At 59.1% G+C, this 276-nt stretch carries 1 protein-coding gene; it reads left to right on the forward strand.

Features of this window, described 5'->3' with window-relative positions:
- Positions 1 to 15: 15 nt before the first annotated feature.
- Positions 16 to 276, forward strand: a 261-nt coding sequence (locus tag SB822_RS56815; protein WP_410859067.1) for an MFS transporter, incomplete at its 3' end; no start/stop codon positions are given.

Raw genomic sequence — 276 nt, forward strand, 5'->3', positions numbered from 1 at the left:
CGCGAGGGATTCGCCATGAATAATGCGGAGAGTGTGGTCGCGGATGCAAAAGCCGCACCGCTTGCGCAAAAGCGCACGGGCCACCGCTGGATCGTGATGGGGCTGATCTTCTGCATCTGGGCGATTGCCTGCGCGGACCGCGCCAATTTCGGCTTTGCGCTGCCGTACCTGAAAAAGGAATACGGCATCACAAACACGCAGGCGGGACTCATCGTGAGTCTCTTTTCGTTTGCGTACGGCTTCGTGCAGATACCCGTCGGCCTGCTTTACAAGCGG

It is taken from the genome of Paraburkholderia sp. SIMBA_054 (genome assembly GCF_046534875.1).
Classification (GTDB): Bacteria; Pseudomonadota; Gammaproteobacteria; order Burkholderiales; family Burkholderiaceae; genus Paraburkholderia; species Paraburkholderia hospita.